Source organism: Pseudoalteromonas sp. L1, assembly GCF_021728095.1.
GTDB lineage: Bacteria > Pseudomonadota > Gammaproteobacteria > Enterobacterales > Alteromonadaceae > Pseudoalteromonas.
Genome location: NZ_JAKKCT010000004.1, coordinates 227,261 through 249,941, shown reverse-complemented (window position 1 = coordinate 249,941; position 22,681 = coordinate 227,261). Strand labels below are relative to the sequence as shown.

At 38.8% G+C, this 22,681-nt stretch carries 21 protein-coding genes; 17 read left to right on the top strand and 4 right to left on the bottom strand.

Annotated elements, in window-relative coordinates:
• From L3V38_RS14065 to L3V38_RS14035, 7 genes are all read left to right on the top strand, one after another.
• Complete coding sequence (locus tag L3V38_RS14065) at window positions 1–897, top strand: type II secretion system protein GspK (protein ID WP_237119799.1); 897 nt, start codon at window positions 1–3, stop codon at window positions 895–897.
• On the top strand, window positions 894–2,018 hold the full coding sequence (locus tag L3V38_RS14060) for a hypothetical protein (protein ID WP_237119798.1): 1,125 nt from the start codon (window positions 894–896) through the stop codon (window positions 2,016–2,018). Before L3V38_RS14065 ends, L3V38_RS14060 begins: the two co-directional genes overlap by 4 nt.
• A complete protein-coding gene (locus L3V38_RS14055) occupies window positions 2,011–2,592 on the top strand; it encodes a hypothetical protein (protein WP_237119797.1) in 582 nt (193 codons plus the stop codon). Before L3V38_RS14060 ends, L3V38_RS14055 begins: the two co-directional genes overlap by 8 nt.
• Entirely contained in the window at window positions 2,589–3,086 is a 498-nt protein-coding gene (locus L3V38_RS14050; RefSeq protein WP_237119796.1) for a hypothetical protein, read from the top strand. The genes L3V38_RS14055 and L3V38_RS14050 overlap by 4 nt, the downstream gene beginning before the upstream one ends.
• Entirely contained in the window at window positions 3,067–5,142 is a 2,076-nt protein-coding gene (locus L3V38_RS14045; protein ID WP_237119795.1) for a secretin N-terminal domain-containing protein, read from the top strand. Before L3V38_RS14050 ends, L3V38_RS14045 begins: the two co-directional genes overlap by 20 nt.
• A 726-nt stretch (window positions 5,143–5,868) precedes the next feature.
• Complete coding sequence (locus L3V38_RS14040) at window positions 5,869–7,326, top strand: hypothetical protein (RefSeq protein WP_237119794.1); 1,458 nt, start codon at window positions 5,869–5,871, stop codon at window positions 7,324–7,326.
• Window positions 7,327–7,527: 201 nt separating this feature from the next.
• Window positions 7,528–8,070 (top strand): hypothetical protein, encoded by a 543-nt coding sequence (locus L3V38_RS14035; RefSeq protein ID WP_237119793.1) that lies wholly within the window; start codon window positions 7,528–7,530, stop codon window positions 8,068–8,070.
• A gap of 95 nt (window positions 8,071–8,165) precedes the next feature.
• Here L3V38_RS14035 and L3V38_RS14030 read toward each other — a convergent pair whose 3' ends face one another.
• Window positions 8,166–9,059, bottom strand: a complete 894-nt coding sequence (locus L3V38_RS14030; protein ID WP_237119792.1) for a sulfotransferase family 2 domain-containing protein — start codon at window positions 9,057–9,059, stop codon at window positions 8,166–8,168.
• The gene (locus tag L3V38_RS14025; protein ID WP_237119791.1) at window positions 9,031–10,362 is read right to left on the bottom strand and encodes a flippase; all 1,332 of its coding nucleotides are present in this window, start codon (window positions 10,360–10,362) and stop codon (window positions 9,031–9,033) included. The genes L3V38_RS14030 and L3V38_RS14025 overlap by 29 nt, the downstream gene beginning before the upstream one ends.
• Before the next feature lie 131 nt (window positions 10,363–10,493).
• Here L3V38_RS14025 and L3V38_RS14020 point away from each other — a divergent pair, with 131 nt between their 5' ends.
• From L3V38_RS14020 to L3V38_RS14005, 4 genes are all read left to right on the top strand, one after another.
• Complete coding sequence (locus L3V38_RS14020; RefSeq protein ID WP_346729912.1) at window positions 10,494–11,642, top strand: polysaccharide pyruvyl transferase family protein; 1,149 nt, start codon at window positions 10,494–10,496, stop codon at window positions 11,640–11,642.
• Between the two features lie 384 nt (window positions 11,643–12,026).
• Complete coding sequence (gene wecA, locus L3V38_RS14015) at window positions 12,027–13,118, top strand: UDP-N-acetylglucosamine--undecaprenyl-phosphate N-acetylglucosaminephosphotransferase (RefSeq protein ID WP_341803734.1); 1,092 nt, start codon at window positions 12,027–12,029, stop codon at window positions 13,116–13,118.
• Window positions 13,119–13,156: 38 nt separating this feature from the next.
• The gene (locus L3V38_RS14010) at window positions 13,157–14,437 is read left to right on the top strand and encodes a lipopolysaccharide biosynthesis protein (RefSeq protein WP_237119789.1); all 1,281 of its coding nucleotides are present in this window, start codon (window positions 13,157–13,159) and stop codon (window positions 14,435–14,437) included.
• Window positions 14,412–15,560: a glycosyltransferase family 4 protein gene (locus L3V38_RS14005; protein ID WP_237119788.1), complete on the top strand. Its 1,149-nt coding sequence runs from the start codon at window positions 14,412–14,414 to the stop codon at window positions 15,558–15,560. The genes L3V38_RS14010 and L3V38_RS14005 overlap by 26 nt, the downstream gene beginning before the upstream one ends.
• Window positions 15,561–15,600: 40 nt before the next feature.
• Here the strand turns inward: L3V38_RS14005 and pssE are convergent, their stop codons facing one another.
• Window positions 15,601–16,056, bottom strand: coding sequence for a PssE/Cps14G family polysaccharide biosynthesis glycosyltransferase (pssE, locus tag L3V38_RS14000; protein ID WP_237119787.1), 456 nt, complete (start codon window positions 16,054–16,056; stop codon window positions 15,601–15,603).
• Window positions 16,053–16,529 (bottom strand): PssD/Cps14F family polysaccharide biosynthesis glycosyltransferase, encoded by a 477-nt coding sequence (gene pssD, locus L3V38_RS13995; RefSeq protein ID WP_130151625.1) that lies wholly within the window; start codon window positions 16,527–16,529, stop codon window positions 16,053–16,055. Before pssD ends, pssE begins: the two co-directional genes overlap by 4 nt.
• A gap of 266 nt (window positions 16,530–16,795) precedes the next feature.
• Between pssD and L3V38_RS13990 the strand changes: the two genes are divergently transcribed.
• From L3V38_RS13990 to L3V38_RS13965, 6 genes are read left to right on the top strand one after another with little or no spacing between them, the layout of a single operon-like run.
• Window positions 16,796–17,695, top strand: coding sequence for a Wzz/FepE/Etk N-terminal domain-containing protein (locus L3V38_RS13990; RefSeq protein ID WP_130151626.1), 900 nt, complete (start codon window positions 16,796–16,798; stop codon window positions 17,693–17,695).
• 5 nt (window positions 17,696–17,700) lie between these two features.
• Window positions 17,701–18,903, top strand: a complete 1,203-nt coding sequence (locus tag L3V38_RS13985) for a glycosyltransferase family 4 protein (protein ID WP_237119786.1) — start codon at window positions 17,701–17,703, stop codon at window positions 18,901–18,903.
• Complete coding sequence (locus L3V38_RS20280) at window positions 18,893–19,441, top strand: DapH/DapD/GlmU-related protein (protein WP_346729911.1); 549 nt, start codon at window positions 18,893–18,895, stop codon at window positions 19,439–19,441. Before L3V38_RS13985 ends, L3V38_RS20280 begins: the two co-directional genes overlap by 11 nt.
• Window positions 19,441–20,715 carry an O-antigen ligase family protein gene (locus L3V38_RS13975; protein ID WP_130151628.1) on the top strand — a complete coding sequence of 425 codons (1,275 nt, stop codon included), beginning with the start codon at window positions 19,441–19,443 and terminating at the stop codon, window positions 20,713–20,715. The genes L3V38_RS20280 and L3V38_RS13975 overlap by 1 nt, the downstream gene beginning before the upstream one ends.
• Window positions 20,712–21,596: a glycosyltransferase family 2 protein gene (locus tag L3V38_RS13970; RefSeq protein WP_237119785.1), complete on the top strand. Its 885-nt coding sequence runs from the start codon at window positions 20,712–20,714 to the stop codon at window positions 21,594–21,596. Before L3V38_RS13975 ends, L3V38_RS13970 begins: the two co-directional genes overlap by 4 nt.
• Window positions 21,593–22,678, top strand: a complete 1,086-nt coding sequence (locus L3V38_RS13965) for a glycosyltransferase family 4 protein (protein WP_237119784.1) — start codon at window positions 21,593–21,595, stop codon at window positions 22,676–22,678. The genes L3V38_RS13970 and L3V38_RS13965 overlap by 4 nt, the downstream gene beginning before the upstream one ends.
• Window positions 22,679–22,681: the final 3 nt, after the last annotated feature.

Below are 22,681 nucleotides of genomic sequence, written 5' to 3'. Positions count from 1 at the left end.
ATGAAAGCTCAGACAGGTATTGCACTTATACAAGTCCTTATTATTTCCTTTATTTTGGCCTTATTAGGGATTTTTATTAATCAGTCGATACAACAGCAAGTCAAAGTAACGCAGCAAATTCAAAACAAGTTTGCAATGCGTTTGGAGCTCGAAGAGGCCGAAACTCAGCTATTTTCAGCCTTATTAGCCCATAAAAAATACCAAGACACTAATAGTAATAACCAACTAGTTAAAAATTGGAACTTCTATGGTGAAGAGTTTAGATTAAGCGATTCAATATTTATAAGCTTAATGGACATGAAATCATTATTTAGTTTGAATATTTCAAGTCCTGATCTGATCAAAAATTTGTTAGTTCAACTCAATGTTGAAGAAAACACAGCACAAACCTTTGTAAGCTCGTTGACTGATTGGAAAGACGAAAACGATGTAAGTCGTGTCAATGGTGCTGAGGCCAGCTTCTATAAGCAGCAAGGTAAACGTTATGTTCCCCGTAATGGTTATTTACAAAGCGTAAATGAAGCGGCTCTTATTCGAGGCGCTGAGCAAATACCGAAAGAATACTTTGCACGCTATTTCTCAACAGAAATGGTGACAGGTTTTAACCCAATTAACGCACCAGAGGCTATTTTAAAAGCGATAATAAAGGATGGATCGACAGCCAATAAAGTGTTGAAACGCAGAGCAGCAGGAACACTAACCAGTTATGACTTTTATTTGCTAACAGGAATTGAAGAAGGTGAGTTTATAAATTTTGTCACAGGCAGCAAAATAAGAGTACAATTACGTGTTGTTTTAAATGGTGCGCAGTTGAGCAAGCAATATATTTTAGATGCTACTCCACGTTCTTACATAAAACCTATGGTGTTCTCTCAAGTTAGCTGGAATAAATCGTGAAATTAAATCAACTTACAAAATCAAGATTATTAAACACGCAGCTTAAAAATACTTTAGGCTATCTCGCTAATGGGGGAATAACCCCTATTTATGAGGACTGCACTCACTTTAAGCCGTTTTTTGTAGTGGTTGCTAGAAAGCACTACAGCATCACTCGTAAAAGTTACCCTGCGCTCAACATGACAGAGCTAAAGGCATTACTGAAAATAAATCAGCAACAATACAGTGATGTAAAGCCGTTAGTTGAAATAAAGCCCAACAAAGAAATTGATGGTTTTGATGTAACAACAATCGTATTTGATCAAGAGTGTGCAACCCTTGCTACAGGAAGCAAAGTGCTGATCCCTGAAACGGCTATTCTATCTAAGCAAAGCACGGCAGAAAAACAGCTTTTTGAGCTTAATACGCCACAAGGTGTATTGTTTTTTAGTCGTTCAGGCACAAGTACTCATAGTGCCTATTGTAAGGGACTCATTCAAAATATAGCGGCATATAAACACAGTATTGGTCTTGCTGATGACATAAAGCCAACAATTATTAGTCAATCCGCTTATTTTCAATTTTTGGCTGAGCAATTTAATGCATTAGCCATTGCTGATTTAGCTAAAGTAAGTGTATTTAATTACCAGCATAAAATTAAAAGTACGCAGCTACATGCCCTATACTGGGGGCCACTCATTAGTGTTACCTTGTACTTTGCTGTTATGGCTGGATGGCAGTGGTTAAGTATTAATGCCACGAAGCAAGCAATTGAAAATCAAGCTGATAATGCTAACCAGCTATTATCACAAAAGCAGCAACTTGATGATTTGAACAATAAAGTTACCTTACTAGAAACACAGGTTAAACAAAATCCTGCCGTTTTTTCAGACTGGGATATAGTCCACAGCGCATTAAGTACAGGCATGTTAATAGACAAGTTTTCATCACGCCAAGGAGTGATCACATTAAGTGGTGAATCTAAAAGCGCGAATACGACAATCGCTGCAATTGCTAAGTTATCTCAGGTTGATAGCGCCATTTTTAAATCAGGTGTGCGCAAGTACAGAGGTTCTGAAAAGTTTGAAATTGAGATAACCTTGCATACAGATGTACCTGCAGGAGCAAAAGCGAATGGCTGAACTTATAAAATATAAGCATTATTTAATTGTCACCGCTGCTTTAATTTTTGGTTTATATATTACCGAACCATTAATGCTAGCCTACGATGAGCTTAAACAAACGAATACGCTTAATCAAAAGCGTGAAACTAAATTAACAGCCTTACTTTCTGAGCAGCAAGTACTCGCTGAGCAACTAGCGTTAGCCGAGCAAAATAAATCGAAATTACAAGCTCTTATGTTTAATAAACCCTCGGAGAGCGACTTTAAACTCACGGCTCAAACACTTTTGGAGTCAACCTTAGAGCCTGTAAATTGTTCAATAGAGCGGGTTGCGTGGCGAGGCGAAACACCAATAAATGAAAACATTAGCCAGTGGCGACTCAGTGTGCGCTTTAACGGTGATGCATTATGTGTTGTAAAGGCCACTAAAAAGCTGGAATCATTAACGCCGTTAATACGCTTTGCAGAATATAATTTTACCAGCCGAGAGTGGAATGGAAGTACAACACAGTCATTAACGGGTGATATTGATCTTATTATGTGGAATAACCGTCAAGTGCTCCAACCACAAGAACAGGAGCCAGCAGCATGAATTGGATAATCGCAGCCATCTCTGTTATGAGTGTCATGTTTTTTGCTGTTCCTGAATTGCTTGACTCAAGCACAGAGCAATCCAGTAATAGTACTGATATTACAGCATTAACTATTTCTGAGTCAGCATTAAAGCAAGATTCACCGTCGTTATTATTAACTCAATTGCAAAACGAAGCAGACAGCATAAAACGCCAGCAACTGGCTGAGCAAAAGCAAGCCGAGAGCAAAAATAAAAAAACAGCGGCTGAAAATGAACTCGTATTCGGCGATCAGGTTTTTCACTTGTTAGGTATTTTTAACCAGCAGAACAAAGTGTTTGTGATTATAAAAAATGACCAACAGCAGTTAGTAAAAGCCACATTAGGTGATACACTGGGCGGCAATGTAAAGTTAATTGCTGTAACAAATAACACCATTACCCTTGCAAACGAAACACAAACAAAAGAATTTAAACTTTTTCAACGGCAGTCTCATGAACAATCACCTTCATAAATCAAGCGCATTACTTTTTGCTATTTTATTTTTTAGCACTGGCTGTGCTTCATTAATTGATCCGACTAGCAGTACGCGTGCAGAAAAAGTCGATGTAGCAAACTCTTTCTTAAAAGAAGATACACAGTTGCAAACAGGCGATGAAGTACCGAACGCTTCTGAACAAGACGATGAAGAAAAAAACACTTTCACGCGACTTAACCGCATTGACGAAAATGCTAGCGTAAAGCTCGAAATTGATTTGTCGCGCCAGTTTTCAAACCAAGCCAGTTATCAGGTGTCGGTCAATGAGCTACCGTTAAACGATTTTATTCACTACACCCTAGGTGAGTTATTACAGGTTTCTTATTACATTGAGCCGTCTGTTAAGTCAGCTAAAACACCTATCACGTTAGAGCTAAAAGAAAAAGTATCGGCAAAGCGTTTGTTTCAGTTGTTTCAAGAAATACTCTCACAAAATGGGGTGAATATTACCCTAAATGACGACGTGTTTTATGTATTTCCTGAACCCAAAAAAGGCAATAAGTCAGATGTTGCTTATGGCTTTGGCCGCACCCCAGAGTCTGTTCCTAATGTGTCAGGTACTATCATTCAAGTTGTACCAATGAAATACGGTGTGTCGGTTAGCATGCGAACCATGTTTTCAGCATTAGTAGATGCGCGTATTTCGGTTGATCAAGAGCAAAACACACTAGAAATACAAGGCAAAAGAACACAAGTGTTAAGAGCCTTATCGCTCGTTGAGCTTATAGATACGCCTGCGCTTGGTAATAAAGCAACGGCATTACTTAGTTTTAATTACATTGACTCTACAACCTTTATCGAAAAAGTGACTGAGCTACTTGAGCAAGAAGGAATTGCAACAAGCTCGTCAAGAGGTAACTCAGCAACCTTGAAGTTTGTACCCCTTGAGCACTTAGGTAAAATTGTTGTATTCGCGACTGCGAATGAAATACTTGACCGTGTTGAGTATTGGGCCAACCAGCTTGATAAACCAGCCACAGGGGCTGAGCAAAGCTTTTATATTTACCACCCTAAATATGCGCGGGCTTCTGACTTAGGGCAAAGCCTAGCATCGTTATTAGGGGGCACTTTTAAAGGTAAGAAAACAGCTGAAAAAGCAAGTACCGATGCGCCAACACCTGATAATGCATCAACTCAAGCGTCTGAAAATACTGTGAGTAGTATTGAAGGCGATGGTATTCGCTTGGTTGTGGATGAGCGCGCTAATGCCCTTATTTTTTACTCGACAGGGCAATATTACCAAGAGCTACAACCTATAATTCGCCAGCTCGATATAATGCCTAAGCAAGTGATGATGGAAGTGGTGATTGCTGAGGTCAAGCTCACCGGCAGTTTTTCTAAAGGTGTGCAGTATGCAATAGAAAGTGGCGAAGCCACAGGCCGAAAAGAAAGCTTTAGCTTTAACACTGATGGTGAAGGGGCATTTAATTACTCGATTGTTGGTTTACCGGGCAATATAAGCGTGAACTTATCGCAAACAGATGGCCTTGTGAATGTGCTTTCGCGCCCAACGCTGCTGGTACGTGATGGCGTAGCTGCCAATATTAGCGTGGGTGATGACATACCAACCGTTGGTAGCACCACCACAGACCCAATTAGTGGTGACCGCCAAACCACAGAGGTGGAATACCGTAAAACCGGTGTTGATTTAACGGTAACGCCAACCATTAATGCCCAAGGGACGGTGATTATGACGATTAAACAGAATATTTCTAACGTGTCGCCAGATGGTAGTGGGGCAGGAAATAACCCGTCTATTTTTGAGCGTACCTTAAGCACTGAGGTGGTGGCAGGTAACGGCCAAACAGTGATGCTGGGCGGCTTAATTAGTGAGAATAAATCAAACGGTGCCTCATCAGTGCCATTTTTTGGTGACCTACCTGTGCTTGGCCACTTATTTAGAACAGACAGCAGTAGCTCAGATAAAACCGAGTTAGTGATATTGGTTACCCCTAAAATTGTTCAAAATGCAGAAGACTGGCAACGGGTAAAAGACAGCTTTATTAAAGGCTTAGAAAACATTACCTTTTAATTGCTGTAAATCGCTAAAGTACTGTGAGTAGAGTGACGATATAAATACTAAGGTGCCGTTTGAGTGTTACGCTAAACGGCCTCACTTTTTTATTAGAGTGGTTGTAAGCTTTTTGTGCTAAAGGTTGTTTTACAATTGCTACCAAATAGTTAAATTCGAATTTTAGTTGTGTAATTGCTCTAATTGTGCAAAAAAAGTGCTAAATAGCTGTAAGAATGGTAAAATTGTATAAATAATCACTTGAAAAGATGTGCCTTAAAAGATAACTTTAGGTTGTTCAGTCAAAGTTAAGTTACGTAATAAAAAAGCGGTAATAAAACGACAACTGTGCGTACTAAACAACATTACATAAAACTGTAATGTAGGCTTGTTATAAGGAGCGTGTTTGCTTTAAATCAAAAATGATTTAATAATGCATGCCAGTAACAATTTTATACTTGGGTTAGTTATTCGTTATATGCAATAATCAATTGTAAATAACAGGTGAGTGTTAGGTAGGTTTGTTGTAAAAAGTATTAAAAGCTGTTTATAGCAAGCAAAATTCATATTAAAAGTAGTTTAAATTGTGAACAAAGTTGCAATTTAGCTGTAATTACTTGACATCTCTATAATAAGCCCTTAAATTTGCATTGATCTGGCAAACCTCCAGCCGGAACAATAAAAAATCTTGGTGTATTGCCTTCATTAACAATATGCCAGTTTCATGAAACTAGGAGAATGGAAATAATGAAACTATTCAAAAAAGCACTACTAGCTACGGCTGTATTTGGTGCAATGGGTGCACAAGCTGCTTCTGTATCTAGCGATCCAATCAAGCTATCTTCAGAAGGTATTGCTGCAGGTTTAACAGCTACAAATGTAACTTTACCAATCGATATCGTGATCAATGCTGCAACTCCTGCTGCATCAACTATCACTTTAACTTTTGATGATAACGTTGATCTTTCTGAACTAGAAGCTCTACAAGGTGCTGCAACTTCAGTTCCAGTTTACAATGATATCAACACTGGTCGTGGTTATGTTGACTTCGCTGGTGATGCTGATACTACTCTAGATGAAGGTGTTGCTTTCAACTATGGTACTGGTTCATTCACTTTTGACCGTTTCTCAGTTGATGCTGATGCAGGTACAATCACTTTTGATGTTAACCTAGGTAACGCGATCACTGCAGACTCTGCTTTCCGTGTAACTTTCGATAGCACTGGTGCAATCCTAGCTAACGATGGTATCGAGGTTTCTGGTGGTTCATCAGTAACTTACTCTTCTGTTGATAGCAATGACGTTGCTTTAGAAACAGGTTCTGGTGTAATCGCTATCGAAGAATCACAATTCGCTTTCGCAGTTGCTAAAGGTTTTGACGGTCGTATCGAACGTGTAACTCAACAAGAGTTCTCTCGCAATGGTGACGACGCAACTAATGCAACAATCGACACTCTAGCGTTCACTTTCTCTTCAAATGAATCGCTTGAAGCTGCTCTAGCTACTACTGATTTAGCAGTAGAGTTCGCTGGTGATTTCGATAACGGTGCTACTGTAGCTGCTGACCAACTTGAAGACGGTGACTTAGCTGTTGCTGCTGCTGGTGCAATGACTGTTGCAGCTGACTTCTCTTCAATTGATTTCGCTTTAGGTGCAGCTCCTGCAGTAGTTACTGGTGCTAAAAATACTTACACAGTAACTTTCACTGGTAATACAGGTGCAGCTGGTACACCATCAGCAATCGTTATTCCTCAAACAGGTAATATCGAAGCTAAAGCTACAGTTTCTGCTACAGCAGGCGGTGCAGCAATCACTCCATTAGTAATTGCTTCTGACGTTGACGCTGGTTCTTGGGCTCTTGATGCAACTGTAATCAACATCCCTTACTTCCCAGTAGGTTTTGAAGGTCTTTCAACTTCTGTACACTTTGCAAACGAGTCAGCTAACGATGCAGACGTAATCGTAACTGCAATCGACCAAGCTGGTAACGAGTACGATGGTACTCTTGCTGACCTAGCTGGTGATACAGTAACTAAAGTATCTCAAGTAGCTATCATGGAAGCTCTAGGTGCTCCTGCTGGTTCTAAGTTAAGCGTTACTTTCAACATCGACGCTAACGAAGGCGATGTTAATGCATACGCATTCAGCAACGCTGGTACTGGTCGTCAAGCACTAGTAACTTCACAAGAAAAAGGTATCAAGTAATTAATATTACTTAATCTTTTTTGAAAAACCCAGCTTAGGCTGGGTTTTTTATTTTTAAGTACTTTTTAGCACTTAAAAACAATCAAAAAAGCCTCTCTGATTTTTTCCTATCATACTTGCCCACAGACGCAGTTATTAATATGATGGCGACTTCTTAGCATGAGGTATAAGCCTCTAAACTACCTTAAGGATAATGACACGATGTACAAAGCACTCTTATTTACCGCTTCTTTATTGGTTTCAGGTGTGGCGGTTGCAAATGACAGCGCATGCCAATTTGATATTAAGTTTTCTTCATTACCTAAAGTTAATTCACAAACGGTGAACGCCTCACCGACGGTTAAGGTCGATATAAAACAATACCTTGCAACTAAGGTAGTAAAAGGTGCAGAAATAGCTTCAAATGTGATGTGTCAGCACTTAACAGGGCATGCTTACACCGGTTCAGAGCAAGAGTGGGCGGGGTTTATTGATAACGGTATAAAGGGCTTATTACGAGCTGGTGTGACTGATGTACAGTTTACGAAAGTCGGTACTAATGATGCTGTGTATAACGGTGAACTTGCCAATATAGAATATATTTTTACCGGTGATAATGGCGGTAATAAGCAAGTTATTCATAACCTTGCATTACTAGATAAGAAAAATAACCAAGTAATTACCATTTCTGTTAGTGGTAATGAAAAAGTCAGTGATGAAATTAAAAGCGAATACACTCAACTGGTAAATTCATTTAGCCTTTAATGCTTTTTTGTAGACGATTTTAACTTTTCTAAAATCGTCTACTTCTCGCTTTTACTCTTCACCTCTACTCACCCTCACCTCTACGTATGCTGATTTTAAAGCGTACTGTACTTGTCTTTTGCGCGTAGGTAGTTTTCGGTTTCAAATCGGCATAAATGCTGTATTTGTTGGTTAATGTGCGGTTCATTTAAATAATTTTGCAGTGTGTCTTTCACACTTTGCTTTTGCTTATCTAAATGGCTTTCGGTTGTATTATGACTGCCAATGTTAATCTGCTTACCTGTTAACGTGTGTATCTGAGAAGAAAACCCATCCAGATTATCTAAAAAACTCACCACGCTGTATTTTTCAAGGTTATCACTGAACTCACTTTGCATTGTTTTAGCATCGTGCTCATCCCTAGCAAAGCGGCCAGCAATACACATACTGGTAACATTGGCCATTTGCCAACCCCTGCGGTGCTGCAAAATGGTGTCGACCTCTGCTGTGAGGTTATCGTAGTTTAAGTTGTTAGGTGCCATCATTGGCAATGAGTTGGTCAGTTTGTTGTATAGGTAGTTCGACTTGAATCGGCTTACTGGCTCACGCAGCACAGTCACAAAGTGATACTGATTGGCAAACTGATTAAGTAATTGTTTGTTTGTTGTTACATGGCCACTTATATAGGGCCAGTCTTGTGCAAGGTGGTATGCAAGCAAGCCAGTTAATTGTTTAGCATGGTGATCGCTAAACTCACTAATACTATCTAGATCAGTAATTTCGCGGTTCATACCTGCTAGGCTCATGGCAATGGCACCTTCGCGACTAAAGCGAGGTTGACCTGCAATAGCAAATTGCTCGCGCATGGCTAAATCAATAGAAATACCTCCCGATTTAGGTACGTGTACAAAGCAGATTGGTTTTGCGTGGTTATGGCTGTTTTTAGCAATACGCCTAAAGGCAACGTCGTAACCAAGTCGGTTAATTATTTTTTTTACTGTGCTTTTCATACTGTACTTTTAAATCGTGAATGAGGTTTATCAAAATTGGCACAGAGTGTAACACAGCTTGGTGCAATACTTTTGCGTACTCCCGAGTTTTTGCGTTAATAAACAAAAAGCCATAGCTTGCAACCATATAAGCAATAATTGTTGCCCATGCAGCCCCTAAGCCTTGGTATTTAGGTATGAGTAATAAGTTGAGTAAAATATTTACAACAGCCCCTAAAAGGTTAGAGAGCAGGCTGTATTTATAAAGTTTTTCAAGAATAAGCCATTTAGATAACACAGCTCGCTGAAAAACAAACAAACTTGCAAAAATATGAACACTAAGAATAGCGGCACTGCTTGTGTATGCTGAGCCATAAATCAGTGCAATGATGTTGTCAGCAAAAAACCAAGTCGCTAAGCTTAAAATAATGGCAGAGCAGGTTAGCACTAGGATCAATCGCTGTAGTAACTGTTGATACAGGGTAGGGTGTTTAAAACGACAATGGCTAAGTTGTGTTGTATAAACATTGGCTATTAATACTGGAAACACATACCAAAATTCAGATAACTTAGCCGCTGCGGCATAGAAAGCCACTGCTTCTGTGTTAACTAGGTTAGCAAGCATTATCTGATCTATTTTTAAATAGATAACGGCTGCAACGCCTGAAAATAACAGCCATTTTCCTTTTTGATAAAGCGCAAGGTAAGTTTGCTTTTTGGGTTGTAGTTTATAAACCTGATGATGCTTTTGGCTGGTATACATAATGTAGTAACACACGCCGATCAGTACGGTCTCAAGCCCTTGTAAAAAAATAAGTGTTGTTAAATCAGCTGCATTAATAATAGCGATGAGTTTTGCAATATTAATAAGTGTTATGGTTACAAGGCGTAGCTTTACCAACTGAGATACTTGCTTTTTAGCTATATAGAAAAATTCCAGCACATATAAAAATGTGAAACCTTGCATAGCGACTAACATGATTATCAGCCCTGCTTGCTGATGATCTAAATTAAAGGCGTATAAGCACACTAAGGTAGTAATCGCTAACGAGACAATGGCACCCAATAAGCGAATAAGTAAGGCAGACTTTATATAGTAGTGGCTGTTTGCAGGGTATTTTACGATGTATTTAGTAATAATATTATTAAGCCCCATGACTGCCAATGGGCTGAAAATGGCAGCAAACGAAACTATGTAAGAAAACTCGCCAAATAAGTCAGGGCCAGCTAGCCGTGCTAATAAAATATTGTTTATAAAGCCAAGGCCAAGTAGCACAACTTTTTCGATGATAAGCAGTAGTGAGTTTTTAACGTTTGAGCTCATTTTAGGTGTTTTATTGCCTATTTGAACGGGTAGTTTATCGTAAATCAAAGAAATTGCACGGAATGCTTGAATGACTGTAGATTGCTGTATATTCTTACTCGCTTTGCGTTTTCATTCAGTTTGGGTTGCTTGTGTTAGTTGAAATTAAGGGTGTTCAATTTGTTAATAAGGGTGCGGAGTTGATGCTTGCATCGATTATTGCGCAGTTAAATAAAGCGTTACCAAATGCTGAAATTTGTTTAGTGCATAATGCTAACTCACCTTATGTAAAACGAGCAAAAGTAGGTGCATACCAAAAGATCAACCTGTGCAAAAATATTCTTGACCTTAATTGGCTATTTTATTGTGTTCCGTCTTCAATACGTCGTTATTTTAAAAATCGCTTTGGTATTGTCACTGAAGCGGATGTTGATGTGATTTTAGATGCGTCAGGTTTTAGTTATGGCGACCAATGGTCTGATCTCGTTTTAAGACAAGTGGCAAGTGTTGTTAAACGCACTCAGTCTCGCTCAAAGCATTATATTTTTATGCCGCAATCGTTAGGGCCTTTCTCGCGCGATGAAAATAAAAAGTATGCGAAGATCGCGTTTTCTAATGCAAGCCTTGTGTTTGCAAGAGAGCAGCCTTCGTATGAGCACATTGTAGAGCTTGTGGGTGAATCAACTAATATTAAGCAAGCTCCTGATTTTACCAATTTATTTGTACCAACAGCCAAGCCTGAATACGACATATACCAGGATCATGTTATTTTGATCCCTAACTCAAAAATGCTCAGTAAAAGAAATAAAAACACATGGTGGCGAGAGAACTATGTCACAACCTTGGCTCACTTGGCTAACCAAGCTATTAAAAAAGGGGAGAAGGTGATTATTCTCAATCACAGTGGGGCAGATGACGCACCGCTGTGCCATGAAATTAATAGCTTGTTAGACACGCCTTGCGAAGTGGTTGAGCCAGCAGATGCTGAGTCAGTCAAAGCATTAATTGCCAGAGGCAAACTTATTATTTGCTCACGCTTTCACGGTTGTGTGAGTGCGCTTTCTCAGGCTATTCCATGTATTGCAACTGGCTGGAGCCACAAGTATCAAGAGCTTTTTAGAGAGTACGGCTCTGAGGAAACGCTGCTCCCTGCCAATGTTTCACCAGCGAGTTTAGATGCTTTACTCAATACGTGTTTGAACGAAAACACTGAAAGAAAGTCTCAGCTAGAAAATTACGCGATGAAGTATAAGCAGCAAAGTAAAGACATGTGGCAAACGCTGCTGTCTACCATACAGTAACTGTTTTTTGGCTCACGATTAAAAGTTGCGCTAACTGACGGGGGAAGTCAGCTTTAATTCAGTTCTTAATTGTATGATTACATGTTAGTAACGAAGTTTTACAGTTTGTTTTTATGTTTGCTTGTAAGGTAATTGTAATTCTTATATTATTTTCGGCCTTTGTCTCGTTCGTAACTATAAAAGGTACGGTTTATATGTGTGGGTCAAAGTTTAGTTTTTAGTTTTATAACTTATAGGTACTAATCGGTAGCTAAAGTTAGGTTTTTAGTAAAACAAGGGTTACAGCTGTTAAAACGTTTATGTCTTTTTATTTGTAATCATCTATAATGATAGGCGTTTTGATGATGTTTCGGGGTACTTCATGTTGATTAAGGTTTATTTTCTGTGATTTTAACAACTATTGCACTTTTTATGTGCTCGTTTTTGAGCCTTTTTGTATTTCGAAAATTTGCCATTTATATAAATCTTGTTGATCAGCCAAATATGCGTAAACATCATAACGGCCCTGTCCCTTTAGTGGGTGGCTTGGCTGTTTTTGTTGTTGTATTCAGTTATTTAGTTATCTACCCCGATTCAATCTCTTCCACTTTTATTTATTTGTTTTGCGCCAGTATATTATTAGTAATAGGTGTTTTTGACGACTTATACGATATTAGTTTCCGATTAAGGTTATTAGTACAAGCGTTTATTTCAACCATGATGATGGTGTTTGGCGAGTTGGTTTTTACCAATGCAGGACAAATCTTCGGTGGCTTTGATTTAGAGTTGTCGTATTTTAGTTATCTCGTTACCGTTGTTGTGGTAGTGGGGGCAATTAATGCTTACAACATGGTGGATGGAATCGATGGTTTATTAGGTGCATTAGCGACTATTACGTTTGCTTCGCTCGGTCTGTTATTTTATTTCAATGGTCAAATCCAGCTAGCTGTATTCTGCATGGTTGTTGTTGCAGCGACGATTCCTTATATATTAATGAATTTAGGTATTCCTTTAGGTCAGCGCTTTAAAATATTTATGGGCGACGCTGGCAGTACGGTGATAGGTTTTAGCGTTGTTTGGCTTTTACTCGAAGGTTCGCAGTCAGAAAGCGCAGCCTTTAACCCTGTTACAGGGCTGTGGATTGCGGCTATTCCAATTATGGATGCGATTTCTACCATTATTCGCAGAATCAAAAAAGGCCAGTCTCCATTTAAGCCAGACCGAGAGCACTTACACCATATTCTACAAAGATTAGGGGTTGGCCCTAAGATGACCTTGTTTGTTATTTCTATGCTAGGTTGTTGTTTTGCGTTAGTGGGTATTTTAGCCCAGTTAAACTCTGTTCCTGACTACTACATGTTTTACGGCTTTATCTTCTGTTTAATCGTATATCATCAAGTTATGGTTAACATATGGCGATTAACAGTACGTGCTCGCCGATTTTTTGGTATTTCAAAAAAGCAGCCAGAGGGAAAGGCTCATAAAGTTAAGCAATAGCTTTGTTATTGCTTCTGTATTAGTGAACAACCTAGGTAATGCTAAGTAAATTAATAAGGCAGACTGGAACGCTGATCAGCGGAAATTTATCTGCGTCTGTCCTTAACTTCTTCTCTGTCGCCATCTCGTTGAAAGCATTAGGTGTTGAGTCTTTTGGAGAGGTGACTCTACTTCAAGCTTACATATTGGTTTTAAGTCTGTGTTTTAATCCGCAAGCATGGCAGGGCGTTATTCGCTACTTTTATCTTGAAAAAGATAAAGCATCTCTTATTGTGTTAACCCTCAAGTATGATCTGATATGTGCCCTCATCGGGACTCTAATTGCGATATGCTTTGCACAAACCTATGCAGAGAGCTTCAACTTGCAGCATCACACTGAATTATTGCAGTGGTGCTCAGTATATATCCTACTTAATCAAACTAGCGTTGCTATAGGTGTTTTGCGTTATCAGGAACGCTACAACGTTTTGGCGATGCAGGCAATCGTTAGCGCTGTGTTGTTTTTTCTGTGCGCATTATTAGGGTACTGGAAAAGCTTTGGTGTCGGTTTTTTTGTAACGGCGTACCTTCTGACTTTAGGTGTGGGGGTTATTTATATACAATGCCACAGCAGTCGGTATGTTGCTTCATTGATAAAAAGCCAGAGTGATTGCAACTTACTGTCTAATGATAAGAAAAAAGAATTTAACCGTTTTAATTTGACTGTACACATGACCTCGTTGGCCGATATTCCAGTCAAGCAATTAGACACTATTTTAGTGGGTGCTGTTGTCTCCGTCGGTGCCGCTGGTGCTTATCGTGTTATTAAGCAAATAGCCACTATCTCAACAAGGTTAACCAGTCCTTTAAATCAGGTTTTATACCCAGAGGTTAATGTCTATTTAGCTGAAAAAGCATATGACAAAGTCAAAAAGATAATGTCAAAAATAGTGCTGTTACTATTGTTACCTTCTCTTGCATTTGTTGCTGTTGCAAGTATGACATTTGATTACTGGGTTGTGACTCTTTTTTCTGCAGAGTTGTTGGTTTACAAGTGGCATATTGTGGTATTTATGATTGTTCATGCAGTATCAGCTGCATTGACTCCTATACATCCTGTTTTTCTGGCTTTAGGTTATGTTAAGAGTTTATTACTGATTACGCTTTTTTCTAATCTGGTTTTATGTTTAGGGATCCTAGTTCTAGGGGCGAAAATTGAACTTTGGGGAGTGCTTTTTGCTATCTTCGCTCAATATTTATTGACTATAGCATGCAAGCTCCCTGTAATTTTAAGTAGATTAAGAAAGGAAAAGAATGAGGGTTCTACATTACATACCTAATTTTTCAATGAGTACGGAAACATTTATTTATGATCAAGTTACAGCGTTGGAAAAAGCGGGGATAGAATCTGCGGTAGTGACAGCTAAAAGAGTCAATGAACAAAGCCGTCCTTTTGAACTTGTCTACTTTTGCCCAATTAAAACGGTTATTAATGAGCGCTTTACACAAGCATTTGCCCTAAGGCTACAGTTGCTGCCATATATGATTGACTACAAACGTTGGCAAGAAGTGATTGACGAGTTTAAGCCAGATGTTGTTCATTGCCACACTGGTAATGGGGTGAAGACATGGATGCACGTAAGTGAAAAACTGAACCTCAACATACCAACATTGGCATCATTGCATGGCTCTGATGTAAATAGTGAGCCTTTAATTAGGGCTAAATACAGGGCTGTACTTAAAAAAGCTGGCAGCAAAGATTTTATAAAGTGGACTGTTCCTTCAGAGTTTTTAAAACGTAAAACAGTCGAAAATCTGGATGTTCCGAGAGAAAAAATTACAGTTGTGCATAACTCTTTTAATTCTATGTTTTTGTCAACAAAGCAGGAAAAGAGTTTTGATACTTTGAATATTGTCTCGGTTGGACGCTTAATTAATTGTAAAGGTCATGAATTTTTGATTCGTGCATTGGCTGTTTTACATAAAGACTACCCTAATGCGACCCTCACCCTTATTGGTGGTGGCGAGCTTAAGGAGCATTTACAGGGCTTAACTGACCAGTTAGCTTTAACTAAGCATGTGAAATTTATCGATATGGTGAGTCATCAAGCATTACCAGATCTTCTTTCATCGTATAATGTTTATGCGCAGCCGTCGATTCGAGATGATGTTACATTTCAAGAAGAGTCTTTTGGTGTAGCAGCACTAGAGGCAATGGCATCGGGTTTAGCAACGGTTGTTTCAGAGTGTGGTGGTTTAACTGAGCTGGCTTCATTGGTCGATACACCTGCAGTGAAGGTGGTGCCTCAAAGAGATCCTGAGTCATTGGCAGGGGCAATAGCTGAGTTATATAAAAATGAAGCGAGTTTAACCCTTGCGCAAAGACATAAATTAGCTGAGCTATTTTCAATAGACATGAATACAGCAAGTATTAAAAGACTTTACAGCGAGTTAACTCAGTAGTTCAGAACGTTAAACCGTACTTTTCAAAAAAAGTACGGAGTTACTTTTTTAGGAGCTTACTTGTTAACTCATCCGCGAGGAAAAAAGAGTCTTTGCTGTAGGGAACAGGCTCATACGCGATGATATCTTCTATATGACCTTCTATAAGGCTTACATCATGGCAAACCAAGGCATAGTTGTTTCTTTCGATATATAGGGCTAAATCTGATTGGTGTTTATCGACTCTGTCAAAATTTGGCACGACAATAATTTTTTTGTTGAGCTCTAATAGTTCAAAAACAGTGCCAGCCCCCGCGTGTGTAATAACAATATCTGCATCGGCAAGCACGCTTGAAAACTCATTTGAACGAGCGAAAGAGTTGCCATTTTGAGGCTTGTATTCTCCCGTGCCTATCTGAAAAGTAAATGAGAACGCGGTCAATTTTGTAGCGGCTTGGTCTACCGCACGAATTAAAGAATCAAATGATGATGAGCCTACAGTGACAAGGATTTTCATAAGCGTCCACAATATTTTGCATTTTTATAGAGGGTAAGTTGCTCTTTATTTTGCACCCAAAATTCACTGCATATTTTCGACATCCATTTACCAGTGAAAGAGCGTGTATAAAAGCGACAAAACGTCTCGATGAAAATGACGTTTTTACCCATAGCTCTTAGAATGATAGAAGGAATAATAGCCATACCTGGTCCGGTTGAAACGATCCCCGTCACTTGGTATTTATGACAAATCTTTAGCGTAATAACGGTAGAGCGAAAGAGTCCAACCATTGCCATTAACAATGACTTTAAACGATTCTCTTTGTGACGAACATCACCTAGTTTGAAATGTGTTACTCGTGAACATAGTGGAGATGGCCCTAAAGATATAAACTTAAGTTCTGACTCTTTAATGTGTTTATATAGTAAGCTCATCTCTTTTTTGTGCCCACCTTCCCCATATGCGAGAATAACGACTGGTTGTTTTGACATGCTTATTGATTTCTATTCGATTTTAGGTTCATTTTTGTAATCGGTTCTTATGGCTATAAAGTCGGGGGACAAAAGATAAGAAACACACATGCTTTATGATAACGAATTCAAAAAACATTTCCTAGCAGCAATTACTTAACGCTAGTTTTATCAGCATTTTTAAGTGAAATATTCGCGGGCGTAACTAAAGTTTTTAAATCTATTTTAATCATACCTTCATTTGCTATAATGCCTGACTTTTAGTAGTCAGTTGGTTGAGAAACTCCATGGAAAGTAAAGGTATAAACTTAACATTTTCTAAGTTAATGAAGTATAAATGGGTAGTTGTAATTGGTACTCTACTTTCGGCAGCATTGTCTGTATATGTGGCTATGCAGCAACCAAATAAATACACAGCAAAAGTCTACTTGGTCCCATCTAATGCTAAGGAAGGCGGTGGTCTTAATAAATTAGCTGGTCAATTTGGTGGTCTTGCAAGTATGGCGGGGATATCGCTTGGTGGTTCTGAGGCTGACGAAGTTGAAACAGCAATTGAATTTATGAGAAGCAGAGGCTTTATTCAACCGTTTATAGAAAAAAGGAACTTACTACCAGAGTTACTTGCTCTAAAGGGGTGGGACCAAAGCACTGACACCTATATTTATAATCCTGAAGTTTACGATGCTGAGCAAAAAAAGTGGGTAAGAACTCCGCCTCCTGGTAAAGATGTTGAGCCTTCGCCGTGGGATGGTTATATTCCTCTACTGGGCAGCTTCGATGTACTTTATATGAAAAAAAAGGGTGTCGTTCAGCTAGAGGTGACTGCGCTTTCACCAGAGCTATCAGTTAATATTACTAACTGGTTAATTGAAGATATTAATGCCTTTTGGCGTGACAAAGACCGCAATGAAGCTGAAGAGGCTATTAATTACCTACAAGAGAAAGCTGCGGAAACTAATGTCGCTGAGTTGCGCTCTTTATTCTACGAACTTATTGCGGATCAAACTCGCTCAAAGTTATTGTCTACGGTCGGCGATTTTCACCTAGTAAAACCTTTATCTCCGGTTATTTATCCTGAAGAGAAGTCGGGCCCTTCTCGCGCTCTTATTTGCTTAGGAATAACATTTTTTGGAGGCCTTGTTTCTCTAATTGTTGCATTTATTCTTGCGTTAAGAAAAAAGGCTTAAAAGCAATGACGACAGAACATGTTAAGCCTTGTGTGTTGCTCACGAGTAATCAATATAAACCTAATATTGGTGGAATTGAGAACTCGCTTTATCACTTAGCACAAGAATACCTTCTGCTGGGCTATGAAGTTGTTATTGTAGCCAGTGATCTCAACCCAGAAAATAAAGAATTACCTGAAGTCGAAATAGAAGAGGGTGTGACTATTTATCGCTACTGTTTCGGACGCAGCAGAGGTTTAGGGCGAGTGTTAAAGCAGACTTATAATGCTGTTAAGCTTTATAAAAAAGTTTTACAGCGTCACTCACCGTTATTAACTATTTGTCGTTTTCACTTTAATGTTCTGTATTTAAAAGCCCTAAAATATAAAAATATTGTTTATTTAGTGCCTGGGGTTGTTGCTAACGAAACAAAAGCCAGCTACAGAGCTAATGATAATAAGCTACTAAAGCTAAAAGGGCACCTATCATTTTTTTTGCATAAAACTGTGCAACGTATGGCATTTAATAGCGCTGATAAATTATTTGTTTTCAGCGAAAACATGCAGCAGCAAATCCGAAATATTAACCGCTCTAAAGCAATGAATATTTGTAAGCCAGGCGTTAGTTTGTCTCGATTTAGTTTGGCGACACAAACTGAAAAATCTCAGCTAAAAAAAGAGCTAGGTTTACCAGAGCAAAGCAAGGCTTTTTTATGTATAGGACGCTTTGTGAAAGCAAAGGGGTTTGATACTGCAATTGAAGCTTTAAAGCTTTTAAACGACAACAATGCGTCGCTTTGGCTACTAGGTGAAGGCGCTGAAGAGGCTGAATTACGCGCACTTTCTGAACGGTTAAATGTTAGTGATAGAGTGATCTTTTTAGGTCGCCAAAGTTGCCCTGAAAATTATTATAAAGCAGCTGACTTTTTCATTATGTCTTCAACATATGAGCCCTTAGGGCAAACCATTTTAGAAGCGTTATCGTCAGGCTTACCTATTATAGGTGCGAAATCGAGCAGCAACGTAGTTACTGCGACGAGTGAGATTTTGGAGCCTTCAAACAATATATTGGTCGATGAGTATTCTGCCTCTGCCTTTGCCAGAGGAATGACGAGCTTAATGGCTTTACCTGAGACGCAGTATGCTCAGTTACAATATGAAAATAGAGAACTTGCAGAGCAAAAATTCAGCTGGCGTGTGCTTGCTAAGGAGTTAGCAGGTGATTTCTAAGTTATTCTATTATTTATTAAAAATCATTAGTAGAGTCGTTAGTTCTGATAAATTACAGACTAAAATTGATCGCTTAGGCTATGCATTGAGTATCCAAAAATACACCAGACAAGGTGCTCAGATTGGAGAAAATACACTTATTATTGATACTAAACTCTCGTCTTCATCTAAAGGAGACCGTTTTTATATCGGTAAAGATTGCACTATTACCGGAGCTACACTTTTAGGTCACGATGCTTCTCCTACATTGTTTTTAAAGGAACTGGTGGTTCACAAAGATAGCTATAGGAAAGGATCTCGGCGCTCTTACCGAAAAGCAATTACCATCGGCGATAATGTTTTCATCGGTTGGGGGAGCATTATTTTACCTGGGGTCACTATTGGAAGTAACACTATCATTGGTGCAGGAAGTGTTGTCACAAAAGATATTCCTGATGGAGTGGTTGCGGCTGGAAACCCTGCTAAAGTTGTCAAGTCTACAGACGACTACGTTACAGCTTATAGAGAAACCCTTAAAAAAGAGCCCGGTAATTTCTGATGTTAAAGCTCTTTTTTTCTAACGATGATGGGCCTTCATATGCGGATAAGCTATGCGTATTTATGATGAGCCTTTATCTACTTGCTGATGTTGCTTCTGGATTTACTGTTCTTCAGTTAGGGGTGGATTTAAAGCTGTCACTGCTATACAAATTACCATTAACTGGATTGGTGCTGTTACTCGTACTGAAACTTGATCCAAGGTATTTTATTTTCTTATGCCTTTTATTAGCGATACTGCTCATGGGGCCGGTATTTCAATTACTCTCATACGCTGATACTTTCTTTTTTATTACTGACTTCTCAAACGTGTATAAAATCCTCATGCCAATGTCTATTTTTATTTATTTTGGCCTGTTGGCTGCGCGTTGGGGGTTGTTTACTAGAAAATGGCTCGAAAGAATATTAATTAGTAATTTTGCTATCCTGTGTTTTAACTTATTTTTAGGGGCGTTAGGTTTTGGTCGCTCAAGTTATCAATTAAGAGATGGTGAAACGGCAGGTTCTAATGGTTTTATATATGCGGCAAATGAATTAGGTGCGACCATGGTCGTGCTTTTCTCTTTCATGCTTCATATGTGTTGGAACTATAAGCGTAAGTGGTACATTGTATTTTCTTTATTTACTGTGCTTTGTGGCTTACTTGTCGCCACTAAAACTGCCATGCTCGCTGCTGTAAGTCTTGTGTTTATTGTGCCTATTCTCAATGAAAGAGAGAGGCTGTTTAAAATGACTAAGCTGAAATTATATATTCTTGTACCTATGTTCTGTGCTATAGCGGTCATTGTATATGTAATTAACGATTTACTCATGGCTTTAGGCTTGTACGACAGACTCATGTGGGTATTGAGCCAAAAAGGCGTTTTAGGAATAATTCTATCTGGCAGAGATGAATTTGCACAAGAATTGTTAGTTGTTTACGTTAATTACCTAGAATTTTGGCAGCAACTTATTGGGGTCGGAACTGCGGGAATCGCTGAGTTTATCCCTATAAAATACTCTGCAGAAATTGATGCGATCGATGTATTAGTTTACTTTGGATTCACTGGCTTATTTGTATGTTTTTCCTTTTACTTTTTTACCTTTATTAAAGCCTTAAAGCAGTGTGTTAGGCCTGAATCTATTTATAGTCCTGCGGTGTTGGCTGGTACTCTTATCCTGCTATTTTTATCGCAGCTGAGTGGCCATGTTTGGATTTCTGGCACGTTAGGGATTTCACTCGGTTGTTTTGTATCGTTATTATGGGTAGACACGGAAAGTAGGAGTAACTCATGACATCATGCCAACCTCTCGTGAGTGTTTGGATACCAACCTACAACCGACTTTCACTTCTCAAAAGAGCTGTTGAGTCGGTAAAAAAGCAAACTTATAAAAACATAGAAATATTTATCGTTGATAATGGCTCTACAGATGGGACTGTTGAGTACTTAAAACAGTTAGCTGGCGAGAATGAAAATATTCGCTTTCACTGTTTTGGCGAAAATGAGGGCGCATGTCGTGCTCGCAACTATGCAATTCAACATTCTCAAGGTGAGTATGTGACAGGCCTTGATGATGATGATGAATTTTTACCAACCAGAATCGCAGACTTAGTTGAGGCATTTGAAGAGAAATATGCCTTTGTTTGTAGCGGCTATATTTGGGATTACGGTCAAACTCAACGACCTATCTTAAATTCAGATATGATCATTGATATAGATGCTCAGCTGAACTTCAATCAAGCGTCTAATCAAGTTCTTACTAGGAGAGCGCGCTTAATAGAGGCAGGATTATTTGATGAGTCAGTTGTGTCATCTCAGGATTGGGAACTGTGGACTCGAATGATTTTGAAATTTGGTGCTGCGAAACGAATAAGTACTCCTTCATATATAGTGCATACTGCTCATGACAAACCCAGAATTACGGATAATCAAAAGAATCGCTCTGTAGGGTTCCAACAATTTTACGATCGGTATGGTCATTTAATGTCAAAAAGAAACAAAAAGTGTTTTGATTTTTTGGTTTATTACAGTAGCGGTCAAAAAGTAAGTCTGCTAACTGTATTTAAATACTTTACTCCTCCTATTGCTGGGAAGTTACTGAGAGCATGGCTGGCTTCGTTATTTCCTAGACTTGCTAAAAAGAGATTAGAGCGTTTTAGAAAGGTTCAAAAATGAGTAAGATTTGTTTTATTGCAAACCTTTTTCCATCAAAAAAAGACCCTTCATTTGGTAGCTTTGTGGGTAAAAATTATCTACAGCTTCAGACACAAGGGAATCATATTGTAAGTAAAGTCGTTATTGATCACCGTGCTTCAGGTTTTGCAAAGCTTATCTGCTATATAAAATTCATTGCAAGCGGGATGTATGCGATAAGTAAGCGGAATTATGACTTCATTTATTTTCATTACTTAACATATTCGACCCTTTGCCTTATTCCTTTTCTATTGGTTGGAAAGCCGAAGTACGTAGTAAATATTCATGGTGATGATCTTGTTGGTAATACAACTATCCATAAAGTAATGGGATTTGCGTCTAAGTTAATATTAAAAAAAAGTACTGCAGTCGTTGTTCCATCATCCTATTTCAAAGATAAACTTCTTGAGCTACATCCTTGGTATGATAAGGAGAAAATTATTGTATCTCCGTCTGGTGGTGTGGATTTTGATATATTTAAACCAACCATCAGCCCTTCACCATCTTTTTTTACTTTAGGGTATGTCTCTCGAATAGATGAAGGGAAAGGGTGGCAAGAATTGCTAGAAGCCTTAGTGTTAATTAGACAGTCTCACCCTCATTTGATTAGTAAACTAAGGTTGAATATCTATGGCACAGGCGCAGAGGTTGACGAACTAGTAAACACAATAGCCAACAGTGACTTATCTTCGTTGGTTACATACTATGGGGCATTAGAGCCAAATCAATTAGTTGATAAGTATAGTGAAATGGATGCATTTATTTTTCCAACTCACAGAGAAAGTTTTGGTTTAGTGGCCGTAGAAGCTCTTGCATGTGGAACACCCGTTTTAGCATCCAATATCAGCCCAGTGAATGACATAGTCATACCTAGTAAAAACGGTTTACTGTTTGATGTAAAAGATAAAAACTCTATTGCCGATACAATCGTCGAATTACTAGAAATGGCACCTCAAGACTATGAATTACTGAGCTCATTTGCTCGTCAATCGGTATGTAACTATCGTTCAACTGAAGTCGCGCAGCATTTAGAAAATGAACTTAAAAAGCGATTATTACCCTAGGAA

Bases quoted from the DNA above. Each gene is read 5' to 3' on its own strand.
- L3V38_RS14065 (WP_237119799.1), top strand. From the start codon at position 1: ATGAAAGCTCAGACAGGTATTGCACTTATACAAGTCCTTATTATTTCC.
- L3V38_RS14055 (WP_237119797.1), top strand. From the start codon at position 2,011: ATGGCTGAACTTATAAAATATAAGCATTATTTAATTGTCACCGCTGCT.
- L3V38_RS14050 (WP_237119796.1), top strand. From the start codon at position 2,589: ATGAATTGGATAATCGCAGCCATCTCTGTTATGAGTGTCATGTTTTTT.
- L3V38_RS14045 (WP_237119795.1), top strand. From the start codon at position 3,067: ATGAACAATCACCTTCATAAATCAAGCGCATTACTTTTTGCTATTTTA.
- L3V38_RS14040 (WP_237119794.1), top strand. From the start codon at position 5,869: ATGAAACTATTCAAAAAAGCACTACTAGCTACGGCTGTATTTGGTGCA.
- L3V38_RS14035 (WP_237119793.1), top strand. From the start codon at position 7,528: ATGTACAAAGCACTCTTATTTACCGCTTCTTTATTGGTTTCAGGTGTG.
- L3V38_RS14030 (WP_237119792.1), bottom strand. From the start codon at position 9,059: ATGAAAAGCACAGTAAAAAAAATAATTAACCGACTTGGTTACGACGTT.
- L3V38_RS14025 (WP_237119791.1), bottom strand. From the start codon at position 10,362: ATGAGCTCAAACGTTAAAAACTCACTACTGCTTATCATCGAAAAAGTT.
- L3V38_RS14010 (WP_237119789.1), top strand. From the start codon at position 13,157: ATGCTAAGTAAATTAATAAGGCAGACTGGAACGCTGATCAGCGGAAAT.
- L3V38_RS14005 (WP_237119788.1), top strand. From the start codon at position 14,412: ATGAGGGTTCTACATTACATACCTAATTTTTCAATGAGTACGGAAACA.
- pssE (WP_237119787.1), bottom strand. From the start codon at position 16,056: ATGAAAATCCTTGTCACTGTAGGCTCATCATCATTTGATTCTTTAATT.
- pssD (WP_130151625.1), bottom strand. From the start codon at position 16,529: ATGTCAAAACAACCAGTCGTTATTCTCGCATATGGGGAAGGTGGGCAC.
- L3V38_RS13990 (WP_130151626.1), top strand. From the start codon at position 16,796: ATGGAAAGTAAAGGTATAAACTTAACATTTTCTAAGTTAATGAAGTAT.
- L3V38_RS13985 (WP_237119786.1), top strand. From the start codon at position 17,701: ATGACGACAGAACATGTTAAGCCTTGTGTGTTGCTCACGAGTAATCAA.
- L3V38_RS13975 (WP_130151628.1), top strand. From the start codon at position 19,441: ATGTTAAAGCTCTTTTTTTCTAACGATGATGGGCCTTCATATGCGGAT.
- L3V38_RS13970 (WP_237119785.1), top strand. From the start codon at position 20,712: ATGACATCATGCCAACCTCTCGTGAGTGTTTGGATACCAACCTACAAC.
- L3V38_RS13965 (WP_237119784.1), top strand. From the start codon at position 21,593: ATGAGTAAGATTTGTTTTATTGCAAACCTTTTTCCATCAAAAAAAGAC.